The 25,148-nt window shown below is 41.9% G+C and carries 22 protein-coding genes and 1 riboswitch; of the genes, 14 read left to right on the forward strand and 8 right to left on the reverse strand.

The annotated features are described in order from the left end of the window. The first annotated feature begins 126 nt into the window (after positions 1 to 126). The 4 genes from OCU56_RS06695 to OCU56_RS06710 all read left to right on the forward strand — a co-directional run bounded on the left by OCU56_RS06695 (position 127) and on the right by OCU56_RS06710 (position 3,435). Positions 127 to 1,431 carry a TolC family outer membrane protein gene (locus OCU56_RS06695; protein ID WP_261872461.1) on the forward strand — a complete coding sequence of 435 codons (1,305 nt, stop codon included), beginning with the start codon at positions 127 to 129 and terminating at the stop codon, positions 1,429 to 1,431. Position 1,432: 1 nt separating this feature from the next. After that, positions 1,433 to 2,029 carry an OmpA family protein gene (locus OCU56_RS06700; protein WP_261872462.1) on the forward strand — a complete coding sequence of 199 codons (597 nt, stop codon included), beginning with the start codon at positions 1,433 to 1,435 and terminating at the stop codon, positions 2,027 to 2,029. A 190-nt stretch (positions 2,030 to 2,219) separates the two neighbouring features. Continuing rightward, positions 2,220 to 2,570, forward strand: a complete 351-nt coding sequence (locus OCU56_RS06705; protein WP_261872463.1) for a DUF2750 domain-containing protein — start codon at positions 2,220 to 2,222, stop codon at positions 2,568 to 2,570. Between the two features lie 58 nt (positions 2,571 to 2,628). Continuing rightward, positions 2,629 to 3,435 carry a Cof-type HAD-IIB family hydrolase gene (locus tag OCU56_RS06710; protein WP_261872464.1) on the forward strand — a complete coding sequence of 269 codons (807 nt, stop codon included), beginning with the start codon at positions 2,629 to 2,631 and terminating at the stop codon, positions 3,433 to 3,435. A gap of 61 nt (positions 3,436 to 3,496) precedes the next feature. Here OCU56_RS06710 and OCU56_RS06715 read toward each other — a convergent pair whose 3' ends face one another. From OCU56_RS06715 to OCU56_RS06730, 4 genes are all read right to left on the reverse strand, one after another. After that, positions 3,497 to 3,976: a GNAT family N-acetyltransferase gene (locus tag OCU56_RS06715; protein WP_261872465.1), complete on the reverse strand. Its 480-nt coding sequence runs from the start codon at positions 3,974 to 3,976 to the stop codon at positions 3,497 to 3,499. After that, a complete protein-coding gene (locus OCU56_RS06720) occupies positions 3,960 to 4,586 on the reverse strand; it encodes a LysE family translocator (protein ID WP_261872466.1) in 627 nt (208 codons plus the stop codon). The genes OCU56_RS06715 and OCU56_RS06720 overlap by 17 nt, the downstream gene beginning before the upstream one ends. A 141-nt stretch (positions 4,587 to 4,727) precedes the next feature. After that, positions 4,728 to 5,435: a hypothetical protein gene (locus tag OCU56_RS06725; protein WP_261872467.1), complete on the reverse strand. Its 708-nt coding sequence runs from the start codon at positions 5,433 to 5,435 to the stop codon at positions 4,728 to 4,730. An 11-nt stretch (positions 5,436 to 5,446) separates the two neighbouring features. Further along, on the reverse strand, positions 5,447 to 5,605 hold the full coding sequence (locus OCU56_RS06730; protein WP_261872468.1) for a hypothetical protein: 159 nt from the start codon (positions 5,603 to 5,605) through the stop codon (positions 5,447 to 5,449). Between the two features lie 282 nt (positions 5,606 to 5,887). Then, a riboswitch (glycine riboswitch) is annotated at positions 5,888 to 5,980 on the forward strand. An 85-nt stretch (positions 5,981 to 6,065) separates the two neighbouring features. Between OCU56_RS06730 and OCU56_RS06735 the strand changes: the two genes are divergently transcribed. Beyond that, positions 6,066 to 7,454 (forward strand): alanine/glycine:cation symporter family protein, encoded by a 1,389-nt coding sequence (locus OCU56_RS06735; RefSeq protein WP_261872469.1) that lies wholly within the window; start codon positions 6,066 to 6,068, stop codon positions 7,452 to 7,454. A gap of 218 nt (positions 7,455 to 7,672) precedes the next feature. Here OCU56_RS06735 and OCU56_RS06740 read toward each other — a convergent pair whose 3' ends face one another. The 3 genes from OCU56_RS06740 to OCU56_RS06750 are packed head-to-tail and all read right to left on the reverse strand — an operon-like array spanning position 7,673 to position 10,388. Next, positions 7,673 to 8,446, reverse strand: coding sequence for an ABC transporter ATP-binding protein (locus OCU56_RS06740; RefSeq protein ID WP_261872470.1), 774 nt, complete (start codon positions 8,444 to 8,446; stop codon positions 7,673 to 7,675). Next, on the reverse strand, positions 8,443 to 9,492 hold the full coding sequence (locus OCU56_RS06745; protein ID WP_261872471.1) for a FecCD family ABC transporter permease: 1,050 nt from the start codon (positions 9,490 to 9,492) through the stop codon (positions 8,443 to 8,445). Before OCU56_RS06745 ends, OCU56_RS06740 begins: the two co-directional genes overlap by 4 nt. Continuing rightward, positions 9,489 to 10,388, reverse strand: coding sequence for an ABC transporter substrate-binding protein (locus OCU56_RS06750; RefSeq protein ID WP_261872472.1), 900 nt, complete (start codon positions 10,386 to 10,388; stop codon positions 9,489 to 9,491). The genes OCU56_RS06745 and OCU56_RS06750 overlap by 4 nt, the downstream gene beginning before the upstream one ends. Positions 10,389 to 10,620: 232 nt before the next feature. On the opposite strand from OCU56_RS06750, the gene OCU56_RS06755 reads away from it, so the two are divergent. After that, the gene (locus OCU56_RS06755) at positions 10,621 to 11,160 is read left to right on the forward strand and encodes a cobalamin adenosyltransferase (RefSeq protein ID WP_390904826.1); all 540 of its coding nucleotides are present in this window, start codon (positions 10,621 to 10,623) and stop codon (positions 11,158 to 11,160) included. On the opposite strand, the gene OCU56_RS06760 is transcribed toward OCU56_RS06755, so the two are convergent. After that, positions 11,157 to 11,786, reverse strand: coding sequence for a LysE family translocator (locus OCU56_RS06760; protein ID WP_261872473.1), 630 nt, complete (start codon positions 11,784 to 11,786; stop codon positions 11,157 to 11,159). The genes OCU56_RS06755 and OCU56_RS06760 overlap by 4 nt on opposite strands. Before the next feature lie 77 nt (positions 11,787 to 11,863). Between OCU56_RS06760 and OCU56_RS06765 the strand changes: the two genes are divergently transcribed. The 8 genes from OCU56_RS06765 (at position 11,864) to OCU56_RS06800 (ending at position 25,147) form a co-directional block, all read left to right on the forward strand. Next, positions 11,864 to 13,345: a carboxypeptidase M32 gene (locus tag OCU56_RS06765; protein WP_261872474.1), complete on the forward strand. Its 1,482-nt coding sequence runs from the start codon at positions 11,864 to 11,866 to the stop codon at positions 13,343 to 13,345. A 120-nt stretch (positions 13,346 to 13,465) separates the two neighbouring features. Beyond that, entirely contained in the window at positions 13,466 to 14,350 is an 885-nt protein-coding gene (locus tag OCU56_RS06770) for a WYL domain-containing protein (RefSeq protein WP_261872475.1), read from the forward strand. Positions 14,351 to 14,364: 14 nt separating this feature from the next. Continuing rightward, positions 14,365 to 14,964 (forward strand): DUF1819 family protein, encoded by a 600-nt coding sequence (locus tag OCU56_RS06775; protein WP_261872476.1) that lies wholly within the window; start codon positions 14,365 to 14,367, stop codon positions 14,962 to 14,964. After that, positions 14,964 to 15,527, forward strand: coding sequence for a DUF1788 domain-containing protein (locus OCU56_RS06780; protein WP_261872477.1), 564 nt, complete (start codon positions 14,964 to 14,966; stop codon positions 15,525 to 15,527). The genes OCU56_RS06775 and OCU56_RS06780 overlap by 1 nt, the downstream gene beginning before the upstream one ends. Positions 15,528 to 15,578: 51 nt before the next feature. Then, the gene (gene brxC, locus OCU56_RS06785) at positions 15,579 to 19,298 is read left to right on the forward strand and encodes a BREX system P-loop protein BrxC (RefSeq protein ID WP_261872478.1); all 3,720 of its coding nucleotides are present in this window, start codon (positions 15,579 to 15,581) and stop codon (positions 19,296 to 19,298) included. 72 nt (positions 19,299 to 19,370) lie between these two features. Beyond that, positions 19,371 to 23,126 (forward strand): BREX-1 system adenine-specific DNA-methyltransferase PglX, encoded by a 3,756-nt coding sequence (gene pglX / locus OCU56_RS06790; protein WP_261872479.1) that lies wholly within the window; start codon positions 19,371 to 19,373, stop codon positions 23,124 to 23,126. A gap of 129 nt (positions 23,127 to 23,255) precedes the next feature. Next, positions 23,256 to 24,398, forward strand: a complete 1,143-nt coding sequence (locus tag OCU56_RS06795; protein ID WP_261872480.1) for an AAA family ATPase — start codon at positions 23,256 to 23,258, stop codon at positions 24,396 to 24,398. A 2-nt stretch (positions 24,399 to 24,400) separates the two neighbouring features. Next, complete coding sequence (locus tag OCU56_RS06800; RefSeq protein WP_261872481.1) at positions 24,401 to 25,147, forward strand: hypothetical protein; 747 nt, start codon at positions 24,401 to 24,403, stop codon at positions 25,145 to 25,147. Position 25,148 lies beyond the last annotated feature (1 nt).

Raw genomic sequence — 25,148 nt, forward strand, 5'->3', positions numbered from 1 at the left:
GTAACCTAACGTATTGAAAGTGATTTTTTATTTACTATTATGTACTTAGCGACCAAATATCGTATTGCTAGCAAGTAAAGCTTCAATTTTGGTTGACAACAGTAACGGATTACTAGGGAGTACACCTTGCACAAGTTTAAGGTAAGCACAATCACATTGGCGACGTTGCTTAGCACCCCTTTATCAGCACAGTCGTTAGAACAGGCGATCTCTCATACCCTGCAAACCAATCCAACTGTCAAAAGTTCGTACAATGAATTTATGTCTTATTTATATGACAATAAGTCAGCGGTTCGTGAGTACTACCCTAAAGTGGATTTAACGGCAGGTATAGGCTGGGAGAATTATCAAAATGACACCAATCGCGATGACGATTACACCGCTATTGATGCATCGATTCGACTGACTCAGTTAATTTGGGACGGTTCAAATACGCTCAACAATATGGACCGTACAGCGGCTGAAGCTGAGTCCTTACGCTATAAAGTATTAAGTGACGCCTCAGACACCGCCTTAGAAGTCTCTAAAGTGTACCTTGATGCTTTAAAAGCATTTGAGATTCTGGCTCTTTCAGAAAGCAACCTTGCCACGCACAAACGCATTTTTAAAGATATAAAGAAACGAACAGAATCAGGGATAGGCTCAACGGCCGATCTCTCGCAAGTAGAAGCGCGTATCGCGAAAGCCCATGGCAACTTGCTGGCCGCGCAAAACAATTTATTTGATACCCATACTCAGTTCACCCGCTTAGTTGGGCAATCACCACAAGGTTTGGTTTTCCCTCGAGCCGATGTCACGAAAATCCCGTTAACCCTAACCGACGCCATTGATATTGCTATTGAAAAACATCCCGTCATTAAAACCGCACGGGTTGATGTTGATGCGGCTAAATTTCAATATAAGCAATCAAACAGTCCTAATTTACCCACTTTCACCATAGATGCTGGCTATGACTACTATGACGACGCTGAAGGCGTTGCGGGTCGTCGTGATGAAATGAACGCGACTTTACGCATGAGATATAACCTGTTTAACGGTGGCGTGGATAGTGCTCAAAAAGACAAAGCAGCCTATCAAATGAATCAAGCAAAAGATCTTAGAGACAGGGCTTACCGAAATGTTGAAGAGAGTTTACGACTGTCTTGGAGCGCGTTAGATCTCACCTTACAGCAAAAAGAATTCTTAGCAGACCACGTTGATGCGGCTTCTGATACTGTAGTGGCTTATGACAAGCAGTACAAAATTGGTCGACGAACGCTGTTGGATTTGCTGAATACAGAAAACGAATTATTTGAGTCACGCAAAGGCTATGTGGATGCATTATATGCCGAACAATACGCAAAGTTCCGAGTATTGAATGCAACCGGTACCCTACTTGAATCCCTATTGGTAGATGTTCCTGAAGAGTGGAACTCGGCGGTGGAGTACTAAAATGAAAAAACGAATTTTAGCATCGATAATCTCCGTAGTTTGTGTGGGGTGTGCCAATGATACTGACGACTACATTGAAACCCCCTTGCCACAACAACAAGCGGATCTGAGAGATTTTGACAGTGATGGCGTGATCAATGCTCGAGATAAATGTCCTGCTACCCCTTCAGGAGCAAGAGTCAATAACAATGGCTGTGAAGAGCTTATTGAAGTGGCCCAAGAGCAAACGCTGAAGATCCTCTTTGAAAATGATTCTGCAGAAATCAACCCAGTTTTTGCCGGTCAAATTGAAGGTATGGCCGAGTTTTTGAATCAATACCCAGAGACATCCATTGAAATTCAGGGGTTTGCAAGTAACCCAGGGAATAAAGAGTACAACTTAGAGTTGTCTCGTAACCGAGCATTATTTGTTCAAGATAAACTGATTGGTTTTGGTGTCGACCCCAATAGAGTGACCATTATCGGTTATGGTGAAGATGAAGTAGAAGATACAAACCCTACCGAAGAAGCACTTGAGCGACGCGTTGAAGCCACAGTGATCGGTTTCAAAGGTGACTTTATTCGAGAATGGACCATTTTTACTAAGTTACCCAAATAACCATTGACTAAGTCACTTTAATTTTGTCACCATTGCCACTAAATTAAAGTTACCCTGTAACTCAGTCTGTCCTCTATTAACAAAAAAGCTGAATCTTATTCGGCTTTTTTTGCTATCAAACGCTAAATTGTGCCATGTCATCGCTAAGCGTGCTAAAATACTCGACATATCACACTGTTAGGAAAAAACCATGAGCCAATTAAGCAACGATATTCAACAGAATCTAGATTTGTTTATTGAACAAAGCAAAAAAGACAATCGTGTTTGGGGTCTAAAGAATGAAGATGGCTGGTTAGCCTGTGATTCTAGTGAGTTTGAAGAGTGCGAAGTGATGCCATTTTGGTCTGACGAGGCTGATGCTAAATTCCACAATGTTGAAGAATGGTCTGACTTCGAAGTGACTGAAATTCCTCTTGATATCTTCGTAGAAGATTGGCTAATTACCCTTTCCGAAGATGGTGTGCTTATCGGCACAAACTGGAATGCTCAGCTTGAAGGCCAAGAATTAGAGCCTGAAGCATTGGCTAAACTGTACATCTAATTATTAAAAACCCTATCGTTTACGGTAGGGTTTTTTCTTGGAATGATGGTCTAACCCTATGTATAAACTGATTGCCATCGATATGGATGGTACTTTACTCAATACCGATAAAGTTATTTCACAAAGAAATATCCACGCTATTGCTCAAGCTAGACAACGGGGCATAACTGTTGTACTCGCCTCAGGCAGACCATTACAGGGCATGTTGCACAGTCTTTCTCAACTAGGCATGGACACTGAGCAAGATTACGTTATTTGTTATAATGCGGCCATCATTCAAAATATAGGCACCGGTGCCATACTAAAAGAAAGTCTCGTAACGGGCAAAGATGCCAAACGTATTGCTCAATTTGCCGAGCAACAAAAATGCCATTGTCACGCCTTTAGTAAAGTGCACGGTTTAATCACACCTCGCAACAGCCACTATACTCAGCACGAAGCCAAAATTAATAATTTACCCGTCACCATCATGGATTTTGCAAAGCTCGATGACGATCATCCTATAATTAAAACTATGCTGGTTGATCCTGTTGACATTATTCAGCCTATTGCAGAGGCTATCCCTGCAAGCCTAAAACAAGATTACTCGGTTGTACGCAGTGCCCCGTTTTTTCTTGAGTTTAACCACCCTTTAAGTAATAAAGGCGCTGGCGTACAAGCCTTAGCGGAGCATTTAGGTATAAAACGCAGTGAAGTGATGTGCATCGGTGATGCCGGAAACGACCACGATATGTTGCGCTATGCAGGTCTTGCTGTTGTCATGGACAATGCCGACAATGAAACCAAAGCCTTTGCTGACTTTATTACTGACAGCAACAATGAATCTGGTGTCGCTAAAGCCATTGAGCAATTTATATTGACCTAAACAACCGCAGTGCTGCTGTTTAGGTCAAAGATACTTTTTCTATAGTTTTAAGTCTTAGCTTTCACTCAATCTTTTTACTCATACAATGAAGGTGCGTGTTAAAGCCCAATGTAGCATAACTCTTTCGCGCCCCTTTATTGAAACTCCATACCTCAGCATCCATTCGTTCAACACCATGCGCTTTAAATTCCATTTGCAACTTTTCAAGCAGTGCATAGCCCATGCCCTGCCTTTGATAGCTTGGCTCTATAAACCAATGATCGATACTGCCGATATATTGCGATTTAGCCAGCGGTGAGGTAAGTTGATACAACTGCCCGCTGATGAACCCGCAAAGTGTTTGATCACGCTCAACCACAAACAACATACAGTCTGGGGCCGTAAAATAACCGTTCATTTCACTGGCAAGCTCCTCTTGGCAAGGCGCTTTTATAGACTCAGGACATTGTTGATGGTGCCATTGATAAAGGCCACGCCACAGTAATAACAGTGTGGCACGCTCACTTGGTATGGCTCTTCTTACCTTAAAAGTATCCGACATTTTGCCACACGACCCTCAAGGCTAAAGCCAATAAAATCACCCCTGATACTTGATCGATACGCTTGCCATTTTTGCGCAACGAATCCAATAAAAAAGAACTCGAGAGGACAAAAGTGATCAAGGTATACCATAAACCATCCACCAACAGCGGGGTCAGTACCACGATGGCTTTGGCAGAATGACTCTCACCCACTGCAACAAACTGGCTAAATAATGCGATGAAAAACAAAGCAATTTTAGGGTTCAGCAAAGAAATCAATAACCCTTCTTTGGCTGATTGTCTAACGCTGACTCGCTCTCCTGACTGTAAGGTTTGCGCTATTCCCCCTTTTGAGGTCAACGATTGCCAACCCAAGTAAGCAAGATAACACGCCCCTAACAGAGAAATTGTCACAAACAGTGCTTCAGATTTATGCAGCACGACCGCAAGACCAATGACGGAAATAAAGGCATAAAAACCAATACCCAAAGAGTGTGCCCATGCTGCGGCAACACCATTTAAGCGACCACCGGCTAAAGTGTGCTTTGTGACCGTGGCAAGACTTGGCCCTGGGGACATAGCACCCAGTAAACAGATAGAAAAAAGTGACAACCACAAATGAAATGACATAGTTCAGCCCTTATAAAAACCTATCGCTATGCTAGCTATATTTTCATAGAGGTAAAGGATCTTATCACTCTATTTTTAAACTCTTAGTTATTCCCTTTGCTGTGAATGTTGTGACAGCGTTATACAGGCGGTTAAACACCGCTATTCGCTATCAAAGCTCACCACTTTCGCTTGTTTGGCATCAATAGTCTGATCCAGGGTTTTCAAGCGATCTGATGCGGTTTGTTTACGAGAACACGAGTCCGATTTGGCATCCCAACTCTTTCCATCTTGATAGGTCTGGCACTCTTTAACCAAACTATTTAGGATGACTATCAGCTTTTCTCTTTGCACATGCAGCTTAGTCAACTCTCGCTGTAGAGCCATTTGTTGTTGGAAAAACGATTTCGAATCATTGAGTGTGGCTCTATGTTCATCCACCTGCTGTTGCAACTCTTGATTATCGGCACGCAACTGACTCTCTAATAACTGTTGCTGCTGAACAAGGCGTTGCTGTTGTTCTATTTTTTGTTGTAATTGCTTATGTTGCAGCCCTTGCTCAGTCATCCGCTTTTGCATGTCTCCCAAAGAGTGTGTGACTTTTTGTAACTGCTGTTGGCTATGGGACGCCTCAGATTGACTCTGCTTTAGGGATTGTTCAAGGGTCTGGTTAAGCGACTGCAACTGAGTCAATTCATTGGCCTTTTGTTGCTGTGATTGTTGCTCTATCTGACGAATTTGTTGATGAGATTGAGTCAAATAAAAAGTGGTTGCCGTAATACCGACGGCAATACCAGCAAGGGCGGTTAATAAATACAGTGCTACACCGCCACTATGAGTCGAACTAACGTGCTTCTTTTGCTCAATCACACACTTCTCCATTAACGAAGTAATTCAGACACCATCAAAGAAATGGAATAAATAACAAAGGCACTGCACAGTACGATCACCACCCACTTTTGCAATTTCTCATTGGTATTATAACGAATAAATAAAAAGGCTAAGGTAATTAAAATAACAATAGCTAACAATCGGGTCATGTTACCCTCTCAATGACGACATTTAATGACGATAGAGGTCAGTTTAACAGTTAAGTATTTGTTTAGGTTATTCATCAACAAAAGAATTTTCTAAGAGCCACTTGAATCTGTAACGAAATGTGATACTTTATCCACCTGTAAGTAATTTACTTACAGACCTGGCGTTTTTACGTCAGTTCCGATGAAGACTGCAGGAGAATGACGTTTTATTACGTCTACCGAAGAAGTAAATCTTTCAGGTTCTTATTTTACCTAGTGTAAAAATAAGTGAGGACTGCAGTTGGAGGAATCTCTGGAGAGAGCCATTAAGTTGGCCGCCGAAGGAGCAAGCCCATTATGGGTGAAACTCTCAGGCAAAAGGACAGAGGAGTGATTCAGCGTTTAGCCACTTTGTTGTTAATTTTGTTCATTAGATCCGCGTTCACTCTTCTCCTTATATGTTGTTTATTAAGGGGAAATCATGCAACTTTCACAATCTTCGTTACACTCAATTTTACTGTCTATCGATGGCTTCATTTGGGGCCCACCACTACTTATTTTATTAGTTGGCACAGGTGTCTACTTTACTTTTAGTCTCGGTCTCATACAGTTTAAACACCTACCTACTGCGCTAAAGATGGTTTTTAGCAAATCCGATCACAATCAATCTAAAGGTGACGTCACGGCATTTGCGGCCTTGTGTACTGCCCTTTCCGCTACAATCGGTACAGGTAACATCGTTGGTGTTGCTACCGCTATTAAACTGGGTGGTCCTGGTGCATTGTTTTGGATGTGGTTAGCTGCACTATTTGGTATGGCCACTAAATACGCAGAATGTTTACTCGCGGTTAAGTACCGCACAACTGATGACAAAGGGGGCATGTTAGGTGGCCCAATGTATTACTTGCGTGATGGCGTTAAATCACCGGTATTAGCCACTTTGTTTGCTGTATTTGCTCTGGGTGTTGCCCTATTTGGTATTGGTACCTTCCCACAAGTTAATGCTATTTTAGATGCTTCAGAAGTGACTCTCGGTGCCGACCGTACTTATGCCGCTATCGTACTTACCTTGTTAGTCGCATTGGTGACACTTGGCGGGATCAAGTCTATTTCTCGAGTGGCAGGTAAAGTGGTTCCGACTATGGCCGTCATTTATATTGTCGCCTGCTTAGGTATTCTCATTAATAATAGCCATCAGATTTTATCTGCTGTGGAATTGGTTATCGTTTCAGCGTTCACTCCTACAGCGGCCAGTGGTGGCTTCTTTGGTGCTAGCGTCATGCTTGCCATTCAATCGGGTATTGCACGCGGCGTATTCTCTAACGAATCCGGTTTAGGTAGTGCCCCTATGGCTGCCGCCGCCGCAAAAACGGATTCTTGTGCTCGCCAAGGTTTGATTTCAATGACAGGTACTTTCTTTGATACCTTGATCATTTGTACCATGACGGGTTTGGCTCTGATCATTACCGGTGCGTGGCAAACGGATCTTGCAGGGGCAATGATGACCACACACGCTTTTGCCGTTGGTCTTAACGCCGATGTGTTAGGTCCTATATTGGTTTCTGTTGGTCTACTGTTTTTTGCCTTTACCACTATTTTAGGTTGGAACTACTACGGCGAACGTTGCGTGGTCTATCTATTTGGTACTAAAGCGATTATGCCTTATAAAGTGCTGTTCATTGCTTTGGTATTCTCAGGGGCTTTCATGAAGCTTGACATGATTTGGATCATCGCCGATATCGTCAATGGTTTAATGGCCGTTCCTAACTTGATTGGTTTAATCGCACTGCGTAAAGTTGTCATATCAGAAACAAAACTGTTTTTTGAACACCACTTAATGGTAAAAAACACCTTAGCGCAAACTCACTAAACCTAAACTCAAACAATAAAGGCCGCATTTATGCGGCCTTTATTGTTTATGAAAAGAGCTTATACCAATCACACTAAGTAAGCAGAAATAGCGCAGGAAAAAGGCTCGAAAACAAGGCAGAATTTTTCGATAAGTCGTTATTCTACAATCAAAAATTCTAACGCAGTTATCGAGTATTTTAACAAGCTAGAATGATCAGTTATTTAGTACGATTGGTATTAATCCTTTACCGCTAAGATATTCGGGTTACCCGTATGCGCATTAATGGAAACCTGCACCTGATAAGGATACATGCCTTGAATAATATCTTGGGTTAACAGTTGTTGCGGGGTGCCGTCAGCCACTAAAGTGCCCTTGCCAAACAATAATAAACGATCGCAAAATTCTGCTGCTGTATTTAAATTATGTAGAGCTACTACGACGGTTTTACCCTCTTGTGTAAGGCTCGACAGTATGTTCATTAATTGCGCTTCATGGCCAATATCTAAACTTGAACTCGGCTCATCAAGTAAGATTAACGGGGTATCTTGCAACAAGATTCGCGCTAGGTGCACTAACTGCTGCTCTCCTCCTGAAAGGTGATCAACCGTTCTCTCTTGCAAAGATTCAATGCCCAGTCGTTGCAGTACTTGGGTGATTTTGCTTTGTTTTTCTGGTGTAGACAAACAATGGCCATCTAACAGACCTAAAGAGACCATTTCCGACACTTTATAAGGAAACTCAACTCGGTTCGTTTGCGGTAAGTAACTGATTAATTTAGCCCGTTGCTGCGCAGGTAACGCACTGACTGATGTTCCTTGTAATAACACTTCCCCTTGCTGTGGAGAAAGGTAGCCACTCAAATGTTTCAATAAAGTGGATTTACCTGCACCATTTGGCCCAATAATACCCACTAAAGAACCTAAACCCAATTCAAATGAGACATGGCGTAAAATGGTCTTTGTATTAACCATTGAACCAAGAGCGTTAACCTGAAGTAGTGGCTGACTCATAATAAACGCCCCTGTTTTTGTACTCGAACCACGAGCAACAAGAAGTATAACCCGCCCACTATTGCGGTAATAATGCCCGCTTTTATTTCATAAGGAGCAATGACATAACGCCCCAACAAATCACAAGCAATCAGGAACGTCGCGCCAAATAGAGCAGAAATAGGTAACAAACTTATATGATTTGCTCCCGTAAGCAGGCGCACTAGGTGTGGCACCATTAAACCAATAAAGCCAATGGGACCGGCTATCGCAATGGACATGGCCGTTAAAATAGCGGCACAAAACAGTAACAGAAAACGGCTACGAGCTACGTCCATTCCTAACCCATGGGCCGCCTCATCACCAATGGACAAGATATTGAGCCATTGCGCACGTCTTAACAACCAAATAGAAGCGATAATTATGATAGGTAATGGCCAAATGATGTGTTGCCATAAACGCCCTTCTAAGCCACCCATCGTCCAAAATACAAATTGGTTCACTTCATACTGCTGAGCAAATAATAGCACCCCCATCGTCGCGCCGCCCAGTAATGAAGATAAGGCTAAGCCCGCTAAGATCAAATAGAGTGTTTGCCCGCTACCGGCATTTCTTGCAATGATAAAAATAAACAGCGCACAAATTAATGCGCCTATACAGGCACTGACTGGGATCCACAATGGATGAACTATCGACAAGCCACTCGCAATTGCAATGACCGCGCCAAAGCTACTTCCTGCACTCACCCCTAATACGTCAGGGCTTGCCAATGGATTACGAAACAGTCCTTGAGTACATGCCCCTGCTAGCGCCAAGGCTCCACCTGCAGCAATCGCTGCAATAACTCGAGGTAAGCGAATATGAAGCACAATGGCCGAAACCATTGGGTATTGCGCACTGGCCGCGTCATATCCCTGCATGCACCACTGACCAATAAATGCAAAAAGGTGCGTCAATGGAATACTGACTGCACCTAAGGCTAGCGCAGCCCAACTGGTAAGGGCAAGAAGGAGGAAACCGCCAATACGATAACGTTGTAATTTCACGTAGTTAGACTCTGCTATCATGGCGCTGGCGCACCCAATACAGCTCGGTTTACAAATAAAATGGTATCCACAATATGTTGACTGAATGTACCACGTAAATTTTCAGGGATAGGATAGACACTGCCTTTTTGTATCGCTTGTAATGAGCGTAATGCAGGATCGCTCATCACTTGATTTAAAAAACTTTCGGTCTTTGACTTGTCTCCATAAGTCCAACCAGGAACAAACAAGACCTCTGGGTTCACTACCACTAGCAACTCTTTAGACATAGGGGTTTGTCCATATTTATCTGCATCTAAATCGGCAACGGCATTAATAAAACCGGCCTTTTTCACAATCAACTGCCAAGTGGAATGTCGAGTGCTTGAAGTGCCCCAGCGGTTATAATCGAGCACTTTGTATTTATGACTGGTAAAAACAAGCCCTTGCTCAAGACGAATATCCATATTATTCACCACAGCCTCAGCCTTATCTTCTTCGCCAACCATCTTACCCACCAACTTGATCAGCTTTTTGATGTCGTCATAACTGTGAGGGACGCCAATAAGAAAAACGTTAATACCCGCTGAGCGTAACTGTTGAATACGTCCACTATCGCTCCAACTTCCTGCTAAGACTAAATCGGGTCTATTAGCAAGAATACGTTCAACGTTTAAATCCAAGCGAGGCACTGCTGCCGGCATTTTACCGACAACAGTAGAATAATGAGGATCATCGACAAATTTAGTCACAGAGCTAAACCTTTCAGGAGCAATAAGATCAAGCAACACTTCATCACTAAACAGCGATTTAGAGGAGATCTTCTGCGGGGCCGATTCTAAAGTGATTTGAGTATTACTGGCATCTGTCACTGTGACGGGGAAATGAGCGAAAGCAATTGCGGAATAAAGATAAGCTAATAGTACAAACGCGCGCATAAAACTTCCTGCTGTATATTGATATATCTAGGTGCCCTAATAATACGCACCACACTGAGGGAACAGTTAGTGCAGACAATAGTAAACGTCTCACAGTTTCTATCAATACTTTATTCAATAAATAGATGATTTTAATAAACAACAGTGTTTAGATAGACCCATAAGCGTTGCGACGCTAGGTTTCACCACCGTTCATCTAGGTTTAAACGGTGCATTAACGTAAGGAATAAACATGAAATTCAGTGGTAACATTGATGAACTCGCCTATCCATTTATTTTTGAAGACAGTCCATTATGTGATTTCGAAATTTTAACGGATGAATTATGTACTCTCACGGGCCTTGCCATCAGCAACATTGACCACAGTGAAATTCGTCAATCCTTAGAGGCATTACAACCAAAGATATTCCATCTTAATGGTTCTATTCGTGGCAAAAACGGCATCTTTGAAACGGATATCCAACAACTGGCTAAACAGTACCACCAGTTTAGAGACTTAGTAGAAGATGACCAAAAGCGCTTCGTGCTACCTAGAGGAACAGGGCCTGTGATACTGCTCCATCAATGCCGCAGTTTATCCAAGAAGGTCGTGCGACAATTAGTGTTGGTTGAAAAATCCGGAAAAACCGTTCCACCAACATTGCCAAGATTTAGTAACTTATTAGTGAACTATTACTTTGCGCTCACTCGTGTGCTCAACCAAGAAATGAACATTGCAGAGCCGGAATACATCAGCATCAACTACCCTGCAAAGCCTAAAGGTGATCATTAAAGAGATTCAACCACCAGCAACACACCTAAAGCCACTAACACCACGCTGCTGCACATTTGCAGACGATAATTAGTGCGGCCGTTAGATAACCAAGCTTTGGCTTTATCTAACGTGCTGGCCAAACCGCATTGCCATAGCATAGCCAAGCAAAAGTGAATGAACGCAAGCAACATGGACTGTAGCCATAAATTACCACTTTGGTCGATAAACTGCGGTAAAAATGCCAGATAAAAAACCGCCGTTTTAGGGTTCAGTACGTTGGATAAAAAGCCCTCTTTAATGGACGTTAACCTTGAAACAGATTTCGTGTTCGCCTCCATATTAAATGAGCTACTGCCATTTCGCAGAGAACGAATGCCCGACAGCCCTAACCAACACAAATACGCGGCTCCAACCAGTTTTATGCCATTAAACAAACTTGGGCTTTGACTGATAACAGCAGCAACACCAATCGCAGACCAAGTGGCATGCACAAATAAGCCTAAACAAATTCCAAGACTGGTAATGTACCCATCCACCTTGCCTCCGCGACTGGTGTTGCGAATTACCAAGACGGTATCTAAACCTGGAGTGACGGTTAATAAGGTCATTGCGGCTACAAAGGTATATAAATCATTAATCTGCATTGAATATCTACTACTAGCTAGGTGGAAAGCGCTAAGTTTGGTAGTCTAAACTACTTTCACAGACTTAAGGAAGTGATATGTCTGCATTGCAATCGCTAAAACAGCATTTTCAAAAAATTGATAACTTTAATCATCTCTCTTCAATATGCAACTGGGACGCTGCCGCCATGATGCCAAGTGGTGGTAATGAAGCACGCTCCCGTGCTATGGCTGATTTGTCCGTTCATATTCACCAATTAAAAACCGCGCCACAATTAGAAGAGTGGTTTGGCAAGGCCGCACAACAGACATTATCTGTTCAAGAAACGGCTGAATTGCGAGAAATGAAAAGAACATGGCAAATGGCCAACGTCTTACCTGTGTCGTTAATTGAGGCAAAATCGTTAGCCGGTTCTAAATGTGAACATGCTTGGCGCAGTCAACGAGTCAACAATGACTGGCAAGGCTTTGCTAAAAACTGGCAAGAGGTCGTCACACTATCACAGCAAGAAGCACAAATTCGCGCTGAAGCTACTGGCCTATCTCCTTATGATGCCATGCTTGATATTTACGAGCCGGGTACGAACAGCCACACACTCAGTCAAACGTTCGATAGCATCAAAAGCTGGTTGCCCTCGTTAATTGACGAGGTGGTCGAAAAACAGAGCCATCAGTCTATTATTCAGTCCAGTGGCACATTTGCAACCGCCAAACAAAAAGCTTTAGGCTTACAAGTAATGGAGCTGTTGCAGTTTGATTTTTCTCATGGTCGCCTTGACGAAAGTGTTCATCCATTCTGTGGTGGCGTTGCTTCAGACGTGCGCATTACGACTCGCTACAATGAACAAGAATTCATGCAAAGCTTAATGGGTATTGTCCACGAAACTGGTCACGCCCGCTATGAGCAAGGATTGCCTGTTCATCTAGCTGGCACGCCTAGTGGAGAAGCTCGCTCTATGGGAATCCACGAATCACAATCGCTATTTTTTGAAATGCAGTTAGGGCGTAGCCAAGCTTTCATTAACCATTTGAGCCGCCTAGCAACACAACAGTTTACAGATCACGCCCCTGCACTGTTCGCTCCTGATAACCTAATAAAGCTCTACACTCAGGTGAAAAAAGACTTCATTCGCGTAGATGCTGATGAACTCACCTACCCTGCACACGTTATTCTACGTTTCGAAATTGAACGTGACCTAATCAACGGCAACATATCCTACAAAGACGTTCCTGAACTGTGGGATAACAAAATGCAATCCTACTTAGGTTTGTCAACGGCGGGTAACTACAAAAATGGTTGCATGCAGGACATACACTGGACAGACGGAAGTTTTGGCTATTTCCCAAGCTACACCTTAGGCGCTATGAATGCGGCACAGTTTATGGCTGCAATGAAGCAAACCGTCAATGTCGATGAAACGATTCGTAGTGGAGATTTAACGCCAATCTTTAACTGGTTGTCTGAAAAAATCTGGAGCAAAGGCAGCCTACTTTCTACCGATGAACTCGTTAAACAAGCGACAGGTGAAACACTAAATCCACTGCACTTTCAAGAGCACTTACGTAGTCGTTACTTGTAATCAGTCTAGATATAATTGTGTGCATAATACTCAATTGTGATACGAGACAACATACCAAAAATTGAAGTGAAGCCCAAAATGGTGCATACTTCGCTCTATAATTAATTTAGCTAAGCTCGTATGGATAACTTAAACTACGCACAACAGCAAAGACTTGCCTTCATCGACTTCAAGTTGATGTTTGTGGGTCACTTCACTCGTTCTGAAGTGGTCGAGCACTTCAGGATGGGGCTTTCCAATGCAACTCGTGATATCAATCTATACAAGGAGCTTGCACCCCAAAACCTGGTTTATGACAACGCAGAAAAACGCTACTTTCAAACCAACAATTTCAAGCCAATCATCAACCACAACGCTAATGAAAGCCTGAATAAACTGGCGAGTCAGTTATCAGGTGAAGACAGCGTTATTAATAGCATGTCTATTCCATTCGAAATGCCAAGCCAACTGATCGCTCCCGATGCGGATATCATTGCGGTACTAACCCAAGCAACGCTAAATAAGAAAGCGGTAAAGATTGGTTACGTCTCCTTAAGTAATGGAGAAAGTACAAGAACCATCGTTCCACACTCTATCGTAGATAATGGACTGCGTTGGCACATTCGAGCATTTGATTTCCAAAGCCATGAATTTAGAGATTTTGTCATCTCCCGAATAGTCAAAGTACAACTGTCTGATAAAAAAGTTTCTGAGCAACACCAATCTATTTCAGACAAACAATGGATGCGCTTTGTGCCGTTAGAGTTAGTTCCTCATCCAAAGAATATCCAACACCCTAAAGCGATAGAATTAGACTATTCAATGACGGATGGAAAGCTGTTGTTAGAAGTCCGTGCAGCGCTGACTGGTTATGTACTAAGACAATGGAACGTTGATTGCTCAGAACACGCAACCCAGACAACACCAGAACACCATTTGTGGCTGGCAAACAGACCCACACTATACGGTGTTGATAACCTACATTTAGCATCTGGCTATGAACAGCCAACCCAATCTCAAATTTAATCGGTTAATAAAAGATGAAAGAACATAAAAGATACTTAGGTGACTTGATTGGCGGAAGCCTGATGATTACAGAAGCCCAGTTGATCGCTGAACTCCTTTTAACCGAGCTATCAAAAGAGGATTGGGACTACGCTATTGTTGATCAAAACATTCTGCAAAAACGTTCTCCTGCCTCTGCAAAACGTAATGCAGCTACAGTCAAAAAACGCATTGGTTCACTCGAAAATCGTTTTCTAACAAGCTTGGTTAACGCCAATCATGAAGAAGCTGCGCAACTAATGATGGCAGCAACACTCATGAACTCACCTCTTTTAGCTGAATTTATGCGTACTGTGGTTATGGATGCAAAACGCATGTACCGAGACTCTATAGATATGAAAGACTGGAAAGAGTTTTGGGAAGACAAGTGTCGCCTATACCCAGAACTGGCAGAAATGTCCGAAGCCTCAACTTACAAGATAGCCCAAGTAGCCTTTAAAGTAATGACTGATGGCGGCTTCCTTGAAAGCACCAAAACCAAGACTCTAACCAACATCTACATTGTTCCCGATGTCAGAGACCTACTGATTGAGATGAACCGTGAAGACATCATTCAAGCAATGGAGGTTTACTAATGCCTCAGTTACAACAACGCCTAGATAAGATCCAGCCTCGTTTAGAGAGCGAAGAGTTTCTTAAAAACAAAGAACTTGGTGGTGAAATCGGCTTCTATGTGTTCGACTACAAGCCAGAATACGAGTTGAGAGTTCGCCAACACGTTTCAGTACTTGAAAAGAAACTTCAAAAGCGAGAGTACAAGTTTGCAAGCATTAATCTATTTGAAATGATCATTAAAATGCTTGAGTCGGAAGAGATCTTAAAAAGCACTTTCGAGATGCAAACCAAACGCAGCGAACGCTTTTTCCAAAAAGCCCTGAAAGGTACTTTCGAGCAGAATCGTGTTGCTCAATTCATCATTGATGAAATGGATCTGGCTAACTGCGATTTTATTCTCATCCACGGTTTGGGTAGTGCGTGGCCAGTCGTAAGAGGACATTCACTCCTTAATGCACTTCATGCAAAAGTAGGGCTGGTGCCAACCGTATTATTTTACCCAGGCGTTTACAATAATGGTGAACTACAACCATTCGGACGCTTAACGTCAGACAACTATTACCGAGCCTTCCAACTGGTTTAACACCAAATTTGACAAGGCAACCTTTAAGTAATCGTTTAGCTAGGAAATAAAATGCAAGTAAAACAGCTATTTAACAAAGACATTACTCGCCAAATCAATGGCGTAGTTAAAGCAGATCAGCTCGGTAACGAAACAGTCTTTACAGAATTAGATGAATACGTAGTGACATCTGAACTTCATGAACACATTACACAGTTCTTTGACTACTACATGCCATCTGTCGATAACCCTGATGAAGCATCAAAAACTGGTAAGTCTGGCATCTGGGTATCTGGCTTCTTCGGTTCAGGTAAATCGCACTTCATTAAAATCATGTCTTACTTGCTTAAGAATGAGGCGACATCTCACAGCGGTATCACCAAAAAAGCGATTGAGTTCTTTGAGGAAAAACTAAGCGAAGACCAAATGTTGCTTGGTGACATGCGTAGAGCTATCCAAAAAGATAACCACGTGATCCTGTTTAACATAGACAGTCGTGCAGATACCGATGACAAAGAAGATGCGATCCTCAAGGTATTCCTAAAAGTATTTAACGAATATCTAGGTTACTCATCAGATCACCCTCACCTAGCAAACCTAGAGCGTACCTTCGATCAACAAGGTCAGTTTGATGATTTTAAAGCGAAATTCAAAGAAATTTCGGGTAAAGAGTGGGTGGATGTACGACACAACTACTACCACTACTTGGATCAGTTAATTGATACCTTCTCTCACCTCACAGAACAGAGTGAAGAGTCGAGTGAACTGGCTATCGAAATGCTTGATGAGAACTTCACACTCGATATCCAAAATTTTTGTAAGTGGGTTAGCCAGTTCCTAGAGCAAAACCCAGAAAGTCGTATCAGCTTCTTCGTGGATGAGATCGGTCAGTTCATCGGTCAAAACACCCAAATGATGCTCAAACTTCAAACCATCACAGAGAACTTGGGTACACACTGTAATGGTAAAGCATGGGTTGTCGTGACATCTCAAGAAGATATCGATGCTGTACTAGGTAAGATGCAGGAAGGCTCACGTAAAAACGACTTTTCTCGTATCCAACAGCGTTTCCAACGTCTTTCTCTATCTAGTTCGAACGTAAACGAAGTTATCGAAAAACGTCTACTAGACAAAACTGAGCCTGCACAAGTTGCCCTAGCCTCTCTGTATGAGCAGAAAGGTGATATTATCCGCAGTCAGCTTAGCTTTGAAAAAACCAATACCGCTGAATTTTCTAACTTCTCTGGTATAGATAACTTTGTTTCTAGCTATCCGTTTGCCCCTTATCAGTACAACCTGATTCAGAAAGTATTCTCTGGAATCAGTCAAACTGGTGCTGCTGGTACACACCTTGCTAAAGGTGAACGCTCACTGATTGAAGCTTTCCAAACCGCAACAAATCAATTCTCAGATGATGATATTGGTCGCCTAATTCCGCTTTACAGCTTCTATCCTTCCATCAAGAAGTTCTTGGATACGGCTGTAGTGCGTGACATTAACCACGCTGCTGAGAAAAGTTCGATCTCAGATTTCTCAGTAAAAGTTCTACAAACACTGTTCATGATCCGCTATGTGGAAGAGATGAAATCGACCATCGATAACATCGTAACTCTTTGTATCTCGGAGGTTGATCAAGATAAACGTGAACTGCGCATCAAGATTACAGATAGCCTAGATACTCTAGAGAATAACCTACTTATCTCTCGCCAGAATGACGAATACATTTTCCTGACCAATGAAGAAAAGGAAATTGAAAAAGAGATCCAGAATACAGACATCGAAACGTCAGATGAAACACTGGAGTTAAGTAAGATTCTGTTTGACGAAATCCTAAAGAAAAGCAAAGTCTACCGTTACCCAGAAAACAACCAAGACTTCCCTGCTTCCCGCTTCTGTAACGGTCAGCCTTTTGAAAAAGGTTCAACGGACAATGACCTATGCTTGAAGATCATCTCACCAATTGACGCAAGTTACGATGAAATGAGTGATGCGGTTTGTGGTAATGAATCAAAAGAAACGGTACTGATTAAACTTCAAGATCACCCACGCCTGTTCTCGGAGCTTCGTACCTACATCCGCACCGCTAAATATACTCGTAAGAACTCTGGTCGTGATGCTGAAATGGAACTGCTTATTCGTGCCAAAGCAGCAGAGAACAGTGCGAGACGCAAACAAATTGTTATCGACCTTGAAGACATTATCAAAGAGTCTGACTTCTACCTGTTAGGTCAAAACTACAATGCAAAAGGCACATCCTCTACTGCAATTATCGAGAACGCTTACCATCAGTTCATTGAAGACACGTTTGATAAACTGAAATACGTACAACCGTATAAAGGCAGCATCAGAGAGCAGATCCAACAAACCTTGATTGTTGACGATCTAAGCCAGATGAACATCGACCTTACTGATGTAGAAGCAAATCCAAGAGCACTACTAGAACTTGAGCAGCATATTTCGATCAGTGATGAGTATAACCGTACTCTAACGGCTGGTGATTTAGTGAAGAAATTCTCTCGTAGACCGTTTGGCTGGCATGATAACGAAATCATTCTGATGATTGCCCGTCTTGCTGCATCTGACAAAATCAAGTTCCAGGCAAACCAACAACATGTACCACTTCGTGGAGCGTTTGAGCACCTTGATAAGCCAGCGAAGCGTGCAAACCTACGAATTCGTAAGGTTCAAAAGCAATCAGATGCCAACCTAAAGAAAGCATCAAAACTGTATAAAGACGTATTTGAGAAAAACGCTCCAGCTTCAGAGAGTGAGTTACACACCCAAGCCATCAATGCATTTAAAGCTATTCTGGCTAAACTGAAAGACTTTAAGGCAAAATCAACGACTGGTCGCTACCCAGGTACTATCGTCATCGAAGAAGGCATCGATATGCTGAATATCCTAGTGGAGCAACAAGGCAGCTATAAGTTTATTGATGAGTTCCTACGTCAAGGCAATGACCTAGAAGAGTTCATCGAAGAGTACGAAGAGATCGAAGTCTTCTACGACAAACACTTCAACACTTGGCAAAACTTGGCAACAGCGTTAAATGTTGAGTTTGCAAAAAACCGAAAACTACTTGAGACCTCTTCTGAAGCAAAAGCTGCATTAGAGAAGCTAGAAGCGATCTACAACAGCAAACAGCCTTATGGAAAGATCAAGCAGATTAAACCTCAAATAGACATCGTAGCGGGTGTTAATAACGACCTACTGAACGCTCGCAGAGCTGACGTAACAAGCAAGATTGAAACTGCCATCCTTGACGTACAGCAACATATTGCTGACTGTCATGCACCTGACACCATCAGTAATCAAGCACTGCGACCTTTACAATTATCTATTAAGCGCCTTGAAAGCCTGATGAGCATCGCTGAAATCAATGAAGAGTTACGTAGCTCCGACAACCTTGTGGAAGATGCCGAAGCCATTATTAACAGCTACATCGACCAGCAAGAAAAAGAAGCTAAGCGCTTAGAAGAGCAACGTAAAGCTGACGAAACGAAAAGTAACGAACCAAACTCCAATGGCTCACTAGGTTTAGACGAACCGAATAGCCATACAGGTTACAACACGACTAACACAGGTGGTAAAGAGACTGGAACCATTAATGAGCCAACGCCAAGCAAACCTGCTGGTAAAAAAGTAGTGACCGTTAAACCAAGTACCATCTTCCAAGAGGTAGCGCATAGTGCTTACCTAGAAACCGAAGAAGAGCTTGATAAGTACCTAGCTGCGTTAAAGTCTGAACTCTCTGGGCTTATCGCTGCAAACCACAAAGTGCGCATCAAATAACTAAACGGAACAAATTATAGATTGAAGCCACGCTCATAGAGCGTGGATTTTCTAACTGAATAGAGACTTAGAATGAATACAAACAAACTAAAAGCTTACGCACCAAAAGCTCGTATCGCTTTTATGGATGCAGTAGAGAAAAAAGCAGCTACGCTCGGTTTATACACTGATCGAATCGCAGACATGTCTACTGATGGCGATAACGCAGTAATTGAAGGGCGTATCTTCACTCGCAAGCAAGGTCAGCAGCGTAACCAGTTAGTAAGACGCATCAACGAGCTTGGTACTACGAATGGTAAGTTAGATTTAGAGCTAGGCTTTAAACAGTTCGTCAATGAAACCGCTTTTACTTGGTTTAACCGTTTAACAGCAATCCGTTTCATGGAAATCAACGACTACCTCGATCATGGCTACCGTGTATTGAGTAAAGGTGAAAACGCTTTATTTGGTGAAGGTTTTGAAATTCTTGGTGCTGCGGCAGATATTGCTGATGATTTAGGTTTAAACAAAGACCAAATCATCGACATGGTGCTCGATGGCGGCAAAGAAGAAGAGCTATACCGCACCATTCTGCTTGGTCAATGTCACCAGTTAAGTGGAGCAATGCCCCAAATTTTTGGTGGCATAGGGTTTGAGAAACTTGATGACGCAACAGAGCTTCTCCTACCTGACAACCTAACCAAGACGGATTCCATCTTAAAAGATCTGATCAATGAAGTACCAGAAGATAACTGGACTGAAATTGAAGTGATCGGTTGGCTTTACCAATTCTACATCTCGGAATACAAAGATACCGTCATCGGTAAAGTGGTAAAAACAGAAGATATCCCAGCGGCGACACAGTTATTCACGCCTAACTGGATTGTGAAATACATGGTCCATAACTCGCTTGGACGTAAGTGGTTGGCTACCTACCCAGACTCTGAACTAAAAGATAAAATGGAGTATTACATTAATCCCGCAGAGCAAAGCGAAGAGGTTATCGAGCAACTTAAAGCGATAACGCCAAAAAGCATTGATCCTGAAACCATCAAAGTGATCGATCCCGCTTGCGGAAGTGGACACATTCTGGTTGAAGTCTATGATGTTCTTCGTGAAATCTACCTTGAGCTAGACTACCGTCCTCGTGAAATTCCAGAGCTTATCTTAACCAAGAACATCTTTGCCCTTGATATTGATGACAGGGCGGTTCAAATGGCAAGTTTCGCATTGCTAATGAAGGCTCGTGAAGATGATAAACGTATATTTAGTCGTGACATTACTCTTAATATCCACTCTATCCAGTCTACTGAAAGCTGGGATGTTAATCAGCTTTGGAATGATCTAGATCTAGAGGGTCAGAGGCAAACAGGCTCAACAGCTGATCTTTTCGCATCCAATGCTCCTGAAAGCATTAATTTGAGCGATAAGAGCAAGCGATATATCGAGTTGCTCAATTACCTTAAAGAAACCTTCATTGAAGCTAAAAGCTTGGGTTCATTAATTCAGATAGACGCTGGGTATTCCGAAACGGTAGAACAATTGAAGTCTGAGAGTTTGAAAAAATTATCTTCAAACTCTCAGGTTGCTGAGCTGGCTGCTCAGCAGGTACTGCCTGTTTTATATCAAGCACAACTTCTAGCTACTACGTATGATGTAACTGTGGCAAATCCACCTTATAACGGTAGTAAATACCAAACACCAAAAATAAAAAAGTATCTTAAAGATAATTTTAAAGGCTATGAAAAAGATTTATTTTCTGCATTTATAGCTCGAAATCTACAACTAACTAATAAACATGGTGAATTAGGGTTTATGACACCATTCGTTTGGATGTTTATATCAAGCTATGAAAAGCTTAGATCTAATTTGATTAATAAAGAGATAATATCAACACTAGTACAGCTTGAATATTCTGGTTTTGATGGAGCAACGGTACCGATTTGTACTTTCACTTTGACAAAAGGCCATATTCCCAATTACAAAGGCTCTTATATTCGTCTATCTGAGTTTAAAGGTGCTGCAAACCAAGGACCAAAAACGCTTGAAGCAATACATTACTCTAAATGTAACTATCTTTTTGAAGCAAAGTCTGATGATTTCAGTCGCATACCAGGTAACCCTATAGCCTATTGGGCTTCAGAATCTACCTTCAGTCAGTTTGGCAAAAGTTCATTAGGTGAAATAGGAAAAGTTAGACAAGGACTATTAACCTCGAATAATGATCGTTTTCTACGAAGATGGACTGAAGTTTCAATATCTAAAACTGGATTAAACTTAGATAGAGAGTCTGCTCGATTAAGTGGAAAAAAATGGTTTCCAATCAACAAAGGGGGGGACTACCGAAGATGGTATGGAAATCTTGAATTTGTTGTTAATTGGGAAAATGATGGTGAAGAACTACATAACTTTATCATATCAAAATATGATTATTTAAATGGAAATTCAGGTCTTGTACTTAAAAGAGGGAATCCCTACTTTGAGCCTGCCGTGACTTGGACCGATATTAGTAGTTCATATTTTGGTGCTAGATATATGCCTAAAGGAATGCTTTATGAGAAAGGTGGATCATGTGCTTATTACAACAACAATAAAGTACTGTTAGCATGTTTATGTTCAAATGTTACAACTCACTTTCTCAGATTTTTAAGTCCCACTCTTCATTATCAAGTAGGAGACATTGCAAACCTTCCAGTAATTGATGATATCGACTTAGATACTACCAATGAAATAGAAATGATACATGATAGAATCGTTAATATTTCTAAGTTGGACTGGGATAGCCAGGAAACTTCTTGGGATTTTAATACTTTACCTCTTGTGAACTATGTAGATGATAAAAACCTGGAAGAAAACTACAATGCTCTTATTAATGACCAAAATAACAGCTTATACGAATTAAAGAACCTTGAAGAACGAAACAATACAATTTTTACGATGCTATTTGGTTTAACGGATGAACTTGAATGTGAAATGCAGTTAAAGAGCTTAACTCTTTCTACCAATCCACACTTTAACGGAAAAAGAACAGACTCGGATTCTGCCAAAGAACTAATTAGGCAATCAAAGACTTTCATTGAACTACTTTCTTTTTGCATAGGATGCATAATGGGTCGCTACTCACTAGACACTGGCGGCCTACTTTATGCTAATTCAGGAAATAGTGGTTTCAAAGAACTTGTCTCTGAACATGCATATAAAAGCTATGCTGTTGACGATGATGGTATTGTACCACTAGCGGATGAAGAGTGGATCTTCGAAGATGATGCTACTATTCGCTTCCGTGAATTTGTAAAAACCGTTTGGGGAGAAGAACATCTTCAAGAAAACTTAGATTTTGTTGCAGAAAGCCTGTGCTTAGATGCTATCAAAGCCAAGAAAAATGAAAGCTCTATGGATACCATTAGACGCTACTTCTCAACACAGTTCTTTAAAGACCATGTGAAGACCTATAAGAAGCGCCCTATCTACTGGCTATTCAGTTCTGGTAAGGCTAAGGCATTTGAATGTTTAGTTTACCTACACCGTTACAATGAAAGTACGCTGTCACGCATGCGGACTGAATATGTAACACCACTGATGGGTAAACTGGAGAGTCATAAAGGCATTCTTGAGGATTCCAAGCCGACAGCTTCAGGTGCTGAGCTTCGAGCTATCGACAAAGAACTAAAAACCATCGAGAAGAAACAAGCTGAACTAGCCACTTTCGATGAAGAGTTGAAGCACTTGTCAGAGATGAAGATCTCCCTTGATCTTGATAATGGCGTAAAAGAAAACTACGGTAAATTTGGTAACTTACTCGCAGATGCTAAAGCCATTCACGGCAAGAAGCCTGCCGAAATCAAATAAGTAGAAGTCATAGCAGCCTTCGGGCTGCTATGTTGCCTATTAAGGCTCGGTTTTTATCCCTCAACCTCTCTCGCTGAGTTCCGTTAAATGATACAATTAACTCAGAGAAAAATTCTAAGTAAGGTCAGCATGATACAGTCCGTTAGCATCGATAATTTCAAGTCATTAGTAGACTTCAACATCGAGTTGTCAAACTTCAACGTATTAGTCGGTTTAAATGGTGCGGGTAAGTCTACCGTACTCCAAGGTATCGATTTATTGTCGCAAATGATGCAAGGCGAAATCGACCAATGGCTGACTCAGAGACAATGGGAAAGCTCAGATCTAAACTCTAAGCTAAGCAGCAAGAAGAACATTGCTTTCACTGTAAAGTTTGCACTTAACCCAGAGCAGACTTTAACGTGGACTGGTAGCTTCAATCTTACTTCCCTACACTGCACAACTGAAACCGTAAAGCTTGGAGTAGATACACTTCTTCAAGTTCAGAAAGGCACAGTGAAGTACCTTTCTAACAAGGGTAAATCAAGCCAATCTGACATTATGTTCACCTACCAAGGCTCTATTCTTTCAGCTTTAAAAGAGCATAACCTAGACGACTCACTATTAAGCTTCAAACAAAGCTTACTTAATGTTCGCTCGCTAGATCTGCTTTCACCAGAACAACTTAGAGCAAAATCCATTTCAGCTAATGGCAAATTAGGCTTAGGTGGTGAAAGGCTATCAGCTTTCTTGCATGAGATTAAAGCCGATGAAAAGAACAAGATAAGCAGTGAGCTAAAAAAAGTTTATTCGCAGCTAGCAAGCTTTAAAACCAAAGCTCTCTCAAATGGTGAGAAGCAACTCGATGTTACGGAGAAGTTCGGTGAAAAAGACATCACGACATCTGCTCGACATCTAAACGATGGCATGCTGCGACTCTTGGCTGTCCTATCTCAGATCGGATTAAAAGACGATTTTTTGCTATTTGATGAAATAGAAAACGGCATCAACCCAGAGCTTATTGAGTTTCTCATTGATCACTTAGTTAATGCTAAACAGCAAGTTATGCTGACCACTCACAGCCCTCTCGTTCTTAACTTTATTGAAGACGATGTAGCCAAACAGAGCGTGACTTATCTGTACAAGACCTCGGAGGGTAAGACAAAAGCCATCAAGCTATTTGATATACCTTCTATTGCCGAAAAGCTGAGTTTCATGGGTCCTGGGGAGGCATTTATCGATACAGATATGCTTTCTATCTGGAAAGAAATAGTTCAAATATCTGAGGGTTAAACATGCACTTTATGTTTAGTGGTGAAGGTCCTACAGATATGGGAAAGTGCTTCCCTGCTGCTGATGTATGTACAGGGGCGAACTATGTTCCAGGTGAAATGGCGCACATTGTCGACAAGTTGACAAATAATTGGCTTATCCAAAATAGGCAATACGAGCTTTCACATCTCGATTTCCACATGGTGACATTTGTATCAAAATCACACCTAGTAAACTCTAAACCACCAGCTAAAAGTAAAAAAAGCATGGGGCTTCGAGGAAAAGGAACACCACCAGAAACCAAATACTACTACGCAAATGCACGAGCACTTGCACAACTTGCAAAACAAAAAGCTGCTGAGCTAAATGATGATGTTGTTGCCGTACTTTTTCGAGATGCTGATGGTACGGCTTCAGCAGGACGTGGTATGTGGAAAGACAAATGGGATTCGATGGTCTTAGGATTTACCGCAGAAAACTACGAAGATAAAAGTGTTCCGATGATCCCAATGCCTAAATCAGAGGCATGGCTTTTGTGCGCATTGAAAAACAACTACCAAAATTGTAATGCGCTTGAGCAAGCTTCAGGTAATGACAAAGTCGAAAACTCACTAAAAAAGCAACTCGAAATTGTCATTGATGACCAAGACATCACAGACCCGCTTGTTGACCTAATCAAAGATGATCGTATTGACGCTTCAAAGATCAACATGGACTCCTTTGACCACTTCAAAGCTCATCTACACAAAGTATTAGCGAATGTATTGTAAC

This window comes from Vibrio rarus, from assembly GCF_024347075.1.
In the GTDB taxonomy this organism is placed as follows: Bacteria; Pseudomonadota; Gammaproteobacteria; order Enterobacterales; family Vibrionaceae; genus Vibrio; species Vibrio rarus.